Annotated in this window: 5 protein-coding genes; 4 read left to right on the plus strand and 1 reads right to left on the minus strand. The window is 34.7% G+C overall.

Going from position 1 to position 6,631, the window contains the following annotated elements; translation table 11 throughout:
• Positions 1–41: 41 nt before the first annotated feature.
• Complete coding sequence (gene nhaA, locus ABY905_RS12445) at positions 42–1,373, plus strand: Na+/H+ antiporter NhaA (RefSeq protein ID WP_372644367.1); 1,332 nt, start codon at positions 42–44, stop codon at positions 1,371–1,373.
• A gap of 107 nt (positions 1,374–1,480) precedes the next feature.
• Here nhaA and ABY905_RS12450 read toward each other — a convergent pair whose 3' ends face one another.
• Positions 1,481–3,604, minus strand: a complete 2,124-nt coding sequence (locus ABY905_RS12450; protein WP_372644369.1) for a tetratricopeptide repeat protein — start codon at positions 3,602–3,604, stop codon at positions 1,481–1,483.
• A gap of 669 nt (positions 3,605–4,273) precedes the next feature.
• Between ABY905_RS12450 and ABY905_RS12455 the strand changes: the two genes are divergently transcribed.
• The 3 genes from ABY905_RS12455 to ABY905_RS12465 form a co-directional block, all read left to right on the plus strand.
• On the plus strand, positions 4,274–4,852 hold the full coding sequence (locus ABY905_RS12455) for a TetR/AcrR family transcriptional regulator (protein ID WP_372644371.1): 579 nt from the start codon (positions 4,274–4,276) through the stop codon (positions 4,850–4,852).
• A 10-nt stretch (positions 4,853–4,862) separates the two neighbouring features.
• Positions 4,863–5,525 carry an NAD(P)H-binding protein gene (locus tag ABY905_RS12460; protein WP_372644372.1) on the plus strand — a complete coding sequence of 221 codons (663 nt, stop codon included), beginning with the start codon at positions 4,863–4,865 and terminating at the stop codon, positions 5,523–5,525.
• A 147-nt stretch (positions 5,526–5,672) separates the two neighbouring features.
• Positions 5,673–6,631, plus strand: a 959-nt coding sequence (locus ABY905_RS12465; protein ID WP_372644374.1) for an NADP-dependent oxidoreductase, incomplete at its 3' end; no start/stop codon positions are given.

Raw genomic sequence — 6,631 nt, forward strand, 5'->3', positions numbered from 1 at the left:
AGGTCTGTTTATATAACCGATAAATACTAAAAGAATATATAATGATCCAATTTATAAAAAGAAAAAGACTATTAGAACGCATTAAAGATCCCTTAGTAGAATTCGTTAGATTAGAAGCATTTGGAGGGATAGTCCTTATAACATTTACTCTATTAGCTTTGGGAATTGCTAACTCTAATATGGGGGAGGAATTTCTAGCACATTGGGAGAAATACTTTGGCTTACATTTCGGAGATTGGGAATTGAGTAAGACTCTAATCCATTGGATTAATGACGGTTTAATGGCCATCTTTTTCTTTGTGGTTGGTCTCGAGATCAAAAGAGAAATGCTTACAGGAGGCCTATCCTCTTTTAAAAATGCGACTTTACCAATTTTCGCTGCTATAGGTGGTATGCTGGTTCCAGCTTTAGTTTATGTGTATTTTAATCAAACAGGTGCTGGAACACATGGTTGGGGAGTGCCTATGGCAACTGATATTGCATTTGCATTAGGAATACTTATCCTTCTGGGAAAAAGAATACCAGTTTCTTTGAAACTTCTACTAACGTCAATTGCTATTGTAGATGATATTGGTGCTGTTATTGTGATTGCTCTTTTTTATACCTCAGAGATTGATTGGATGTATCTGATTTATGGTGGTGGTATTTATGCTTTACTTTGGTGTTTAAATCTCCTGAAAGTAAGGAGTATACCCGTCTATTTATTTTTAGGATTGCTCCTTTGGTATGTAATGTTAAAATCTGGTGTACATGCCACTCTAGCAGGTATACTTTTAGCATTGACCATTCCTGCTCGTGCCAATAGTGAGGTCTTTGAATTCATTAAGTCTGGTACATCACTATTGACTCAAATGGGGAAGACGCCCTCAGAGTCATCAGTTGCTGAGAAGGATAAACACATTCAGTCATCAGTCGAAGCGATTGAGTCAAACTGTAAGGAGGTTATTTCTCCATTGCAGCAACTAGAGCATGCTTTGCACCCTTGGGTGGCTTATCTTATCGTACCTATTTTTGCTTTTGCCAATGCAGGTATTATTATTGACCAACAATTACTCGGTCAGGTATTCGAGCCCATATCTTTGGGTATAATATTGGGGCTTTTCATAGGGAAACCGTTAGGAATCTATCTTTTTGCACTAGCAGGAGTGCGTTTGGGTTTTGCTCAAAAACCTATTGATGTTTGTTGGGCACAAATTATTGGAATTGGTTTCCTGGGTGGAATCGGTTTTACCATGTCTTTCTTTGTGTCGCAATTGGCATTTACTGATCCTGCTGTTTTAAGTTTGGCGAAGATTGCTGTTCTGATTGCATCTGTACTTTCTGGCTTGATAGGATTCTTAATCCTAAAATTCTTTAGTCAGGAACCTAAATAATTAATTTTAGATCAAGTTTAGTTTTTCAAGTTTAGTTTGTAGGTCGGAACAAAAGTTCCGACCTTTTTAAATATTTCCAGATTGGGAGTGTATTGGAATTATTGTTCTTAAGCAATAACCGTATCGAGAGAGAATTTAAATGTAGAACCTATTTCCTTGGTACTTTCTATCCAAATCTGTCCGTTATTTTTCTGTACAAATTCCTGACATAAAATTAAACCTAATCCAGTCCCTGTTTCATTGTTGGTTCCTGTGGTTGAATAGCCTTGATCTATTTTGAAAAGTTGATCAATTTGTTCTTGCGTCATTCCTATTCCATTGTCAGAAATAGAGACTATCGTTTTGGTCCCTTTTTTTTCTGATGATAAGTTGATTTCACCTCCTTCATGCGTAAATTTAATAGCATTGCTAATCAAGTTTAGAATAACAGTTCTAATAGAGAATATATCAATAGCTACCATTTGTTTCTCTGTATCAGAATAGTTAATCGTAATATTCTTGAGTTTTGCTGTTGCCTGAAGAGGAAGAATACATTCTTGAATTAGAGCTGAGATATTTTCTTCATTTCTCTGGATAACAATATTGCCTTGTTGAATTATAGACCATGTTAATAAATTATCAAGTAGACCATAAGCATTTTCTGAAGCCGTATTTATATCATTAATAAAATCTTTTCGTTCTTTGTCACTAAGATTATTATATGATGAATGTAATAGACTACTTAGGCCAATTAAAGCATTAAAAGGTGATCTTAAATCGTGAGCAATGATTGAAAAGAATTTATCTTTTGTTTTATTGAGAATCTCCAATTCCAATTTCTGATCCTGAATAATCTGAATTGATCTTTTCTTTATTCTAGCTCTGTTTAGTAGAATTAAAATTAAAATGATGACAATGAATGAGAGTAGGATTAGATAATTGTTATTTTGATTTTGTTTTTCTATTTGTAGTTCATTTAGAGAAATATCCTTTCGGAGGGACTCATTCTCAACTAACTTTTGTTTGGTCTCAAATTTGGTCTGCAACTCAGATATCTGTTGTTGACGTGTAATATTGAAAAGGCTATCTTTTAGATATAATTCTTTTTGCTTGTATTCAAGCGCCTTTCTGAATTGTTTTGTTGTTGTAAAGTAAGAACTGTAGGTTTGATATAAATCAGTTTTGTTATAGTTTATATTGAACTTATTTGTTAGTTCTAAAGCTTCATCCAAGTGGTATTCTGCCTGTATGAACTTTTTCTGTGAAATATCTAGTTTTGCAATGAGTATTAAATTAACAATAAGATGATTTTGTGATTTGTTTTTTCTGTTTAGTCTAATAGCATTTTGTAAATACTTTGATGCCAGTTCGCTATTGTTTAAGAAAAAATGTGATTGTCCTAAATTTGCATAAACTTGAGCAATTTGCAGTTTGTTATTCATTTTAAGATGTGCAGGTAGCGCTTTTTCAAAATACTCAAGTGCTTTTTCATGTTTTGCCATTCGGCTATGGCAAGACCCTATATTATTTAAGGCCGAAGCATAGGCTAAAGAAATGCTCGAAGTATCGGAGTTGGCTATTACCTTTTCAAAATATTCTATGGCTTTATCAAGCTCTTCGTTGTATAAAAAAGTTGTCCCAATATTTAATGACAGATTAATGAGTTTATCGTAGAGTTTGAGACTATCAGCCAATTGATATGCCGATGTAAATTTTTCGAGAGCATCTTTATATTGACCCTGATTTAGATGATTAGCAGCAATTGTGTTAAGGCATTGTAATTGAATTTCTAGTTCCTTACTATTAAGAGCCTCCTTATAGGCACCATTTAATACATTTATTGAACTATCAGATTGTCCTGTAGCATAGAGAAGATATCCTTTGAAAAAATGAGATGAAATTTTCTCTTTGTTTAGATGTTTTGATTCTGAAATATCCAAAGCTTTTTTATTGTAAGCAATGGCATCATCAAGTTTTCCAGTATGTATGGAAGCATATGATAAAAGATTCAGTGCATTGACTTTGATGCTATCAATTTGAAATCTTTCCGCTAGAGAATCCGCTTTTTTTGAATAGGATATAAGCTGGTAAGTATCTTTATAAAAAACTTCTTTGGCTAATAAGTAGTAGATATAAGCTTTATCTTTTTCTTCAGATTTGTTTAGATCCAGCTTGAGGCTATCAATTTTGTTTTGACCATAACTAAATTGAGAAAGTAGTATGAATAGAAAAAATATAGGAAGATATCTCATAGCGGCGTTTATATATGTCCAAACTTGTAGTTTAAGTCAGTCAAAATAGTGAAAATTACCATATTCTTTGCATTGTGAGTTTAAATTCATCTGTTTAGATTGTTTATTTAGCTTTTTAATAGAAAAACGCATAGTTTCTGTTAAAAATAGCAAGTTGATTAAAATAAAAATGAACGTTCATTCGTTTTGTGATTTATTTATCTATATTTGTATGATCAAAACCATAAAAGTGATTTATAACTGATGGTGTTTTAATGCTGGATTAAAGACGAAATAATGAGTATAACAAGTAAGATGTGGATGGCTGTTAGAATACTTTTTTCCCTTTTCATGATAATGGGAGGGCTGCAACATTTTCTCAAGCCAGATTTTTATTTGCCCTTTGTGCCAAGCTTTTTGCCATTACCTATGGCAATAATATATTTGTCAGGGCTTGTATAAATTGTTTTGGGCTTCTTTCTCTTATTTAGGAGATATGCAAAAATAGCTGCAGTGGGTGTTTTTTTACTGATGTTACTATTTTTACCTATTCATGTTTGGGATATTATCACTGATACGCCCGCCATTGGATCTCATAAAGCAGCATTAATTCGATTACCTTTTCAATTCTTGTTTCTGGTTATAGCGTGGAAAATTAAGCAATTATCATCTCTTACAAGTAAGTAAACTATGGCAACACGAGTAAAAAACCCAGATAAACGTAAGGCCTTATTAAAGGCGACTCTTAGTTTGGTCAATAATCATGGTTTTCATGCGGCACCTATGTCAAAGATTGCCAAGTTGGCTAATGTGTCACCTGCAACGATATACATTTACTTTGAAAATAAACAAGATTTAATCAATCAGCTTTATCTTGAAGTGAAAGCGGCTTTTAGTGAACACGCCTTTCATAATTATACCGAAGGATTACCTGTAAAAAAAGGTTTTGAGATCATTTGGAATAATATGGCTAGCTATAAAATTAATCAGCCTGAAGAATCAAACTTTTTATCTCAATGTGATAATACACCCATGATTGATGAAAAAAGCAGGCAAGAAGGTTTAAAGAATATTGAGCCCTTATTAAATCTTTGGGAAAGAGGAAAGAGTGAAGGGATAATCAAAGATATTTGTCCTTATATTCTTTATGCTTTTACCATATATCCTTTGGCATTTTTAATGACAGCACAACAAAGAGGTGATTTTGAAATGAAAGATGATCTTAAGGCAATTGCTTTTCAAGCGGCTTGGGATAGTATTAGAATTTAATAGAGTTGAAATGGGAAAAACAGCCTTAATACTTGGAGCAACCGGATTGACTGGTAAGTTATTATTGAATCGCTTACTAGCTGATAAGGCATATGAGTGTGTTAAAGTATTATCACGTCGCCCCTTGGGACTGCAACATTCGAAGTTGAAAGTATTCATTGGTGATCTTCTTAAATTAGAACAGTTTGAATCTGATTTCAAGGGAGATGAAGTGTTTTGTTGTATAGGAACGACTGCCAGCAAAACTCAAGATAGGGATATTTACAAGCAGATTGATTTTGGGATACCCGTGTCGGCTGCTAGATTATGCAAGAAGAATGGTATTGAGAACTTTCTAGTTATTTCTGCATTAGGTGCCAATGCTGAGGGCCAAATTTTCTATAACAGAACAAAAGGGGAAATGGAACTGGCTGTTTTAAAGCAAGAGATTCCAAATACCTACATTCTTCGACCTTCTCTAATTAAAGGTTTTAGGGAAGAGCAACGCATAGGGGAGGCTATTGGAGCTATTTTGATGAGCATTGCTCAAGTATTTTTAATAGGAAAGTATAAGAAATATAGAGCCATTGAAGCGGATACCATTGCGAAAGTGATGTATTCTTTGGCACAGACAAAACCCAAGTTAAGAATCATAGAATCGGATAAGATAGAAGAACTGGGATGCTTGTCATAAGCATTTAGTCCTTTTATCCCTTTTTTTATCTAATTAGATGAATGAACGTTCATTAATAATTAAGAGTTGATAAGGAAATGTTCTTTACGTTTTAATAACATTTGCCGGACGACTAGTGTATATTAAGAATAAATTAAATATAAACACATGAGAACAATACAACTAAATAAAAGACCAGTAGGTACACCACAATTGGCCGATTTCAAATTGGTGAATGAGGAGAAGCCACAATCGAATGAGGGAGAAGTGCTTTTAAAAGCAACTTATCTTTCAGTTGATCCTTATTTGAGAGGACGAATGAGCGAAGCTAAGTCATATATTGAGCCTTTTGAGTTGAACCAAGCGATGAGTTCAGGCATGGTGGCTGAAGTTATTGAATCCGAGCACGATGGATTCAGCAAGGGTGAGTTTGTAACGGGTTTGTTAGAGTGGAAAGAATATCAGGCTCACAAGGGTGAGGGGTTGATGAAACTTGACCCTAATATGGCTCCTTTATCTGCTTATTTAGGGGTTTTGGGTATGACGGGCTTGACTGCCTACTTGGGTTTGACAGAAATTGGAAAACCCAAAGAAGGAGAGACTGTCGTGGTTTCTGGAGCGGCAGGTGCTGTAGGGAGTATTGTTGGTCAGATTGCGAAACTATTAGGCTGCCGCGTGGTAGGTATTGCAGGCACTGATGAAAAAGTTGCACTCTTGAAATCGGAATATGGTTTCGATGAGGCAATTAATTATAAAACTACAGCAGATATGAGCAAGGCAATTGCCGGAGCCTGTCCAAATGGTGTTGATGTTTATTTCGACAATGTTGGCGGTGAGGTTTCTGATGGAGTGATGGTGAATGTGAGTCGCTTTGCAAGGGTTATTGTTTGTGGAGCCATTTCACTTTATAACGCGACATCTATGCCAATGGGACCCAGAGTTCAGCCTATTTTAATTAAAAACTCAGTATTGATGCAAGGCTTTATTGTATCCAACTATCAAGATAAATATGCTGAAGCTATTCCTCAGTTGGCTCAATGGCTAATGGAAGGCAAGCTTATTTCTACAGAAACAATCGCGGAGGGATTTGAGAATACGCCTCAAGCTTTTATTGATTTATTTGAAGG

It is taken from the genome of Ancylomarina sp., from assembly GCF_041555295.1.
In the GTDB taxonomy this organism is placed as follows: Bacteria; Bacteroidota; Bacteroidia; order Bacteroidales; family Marinifilaceae; genus Ancylomarina.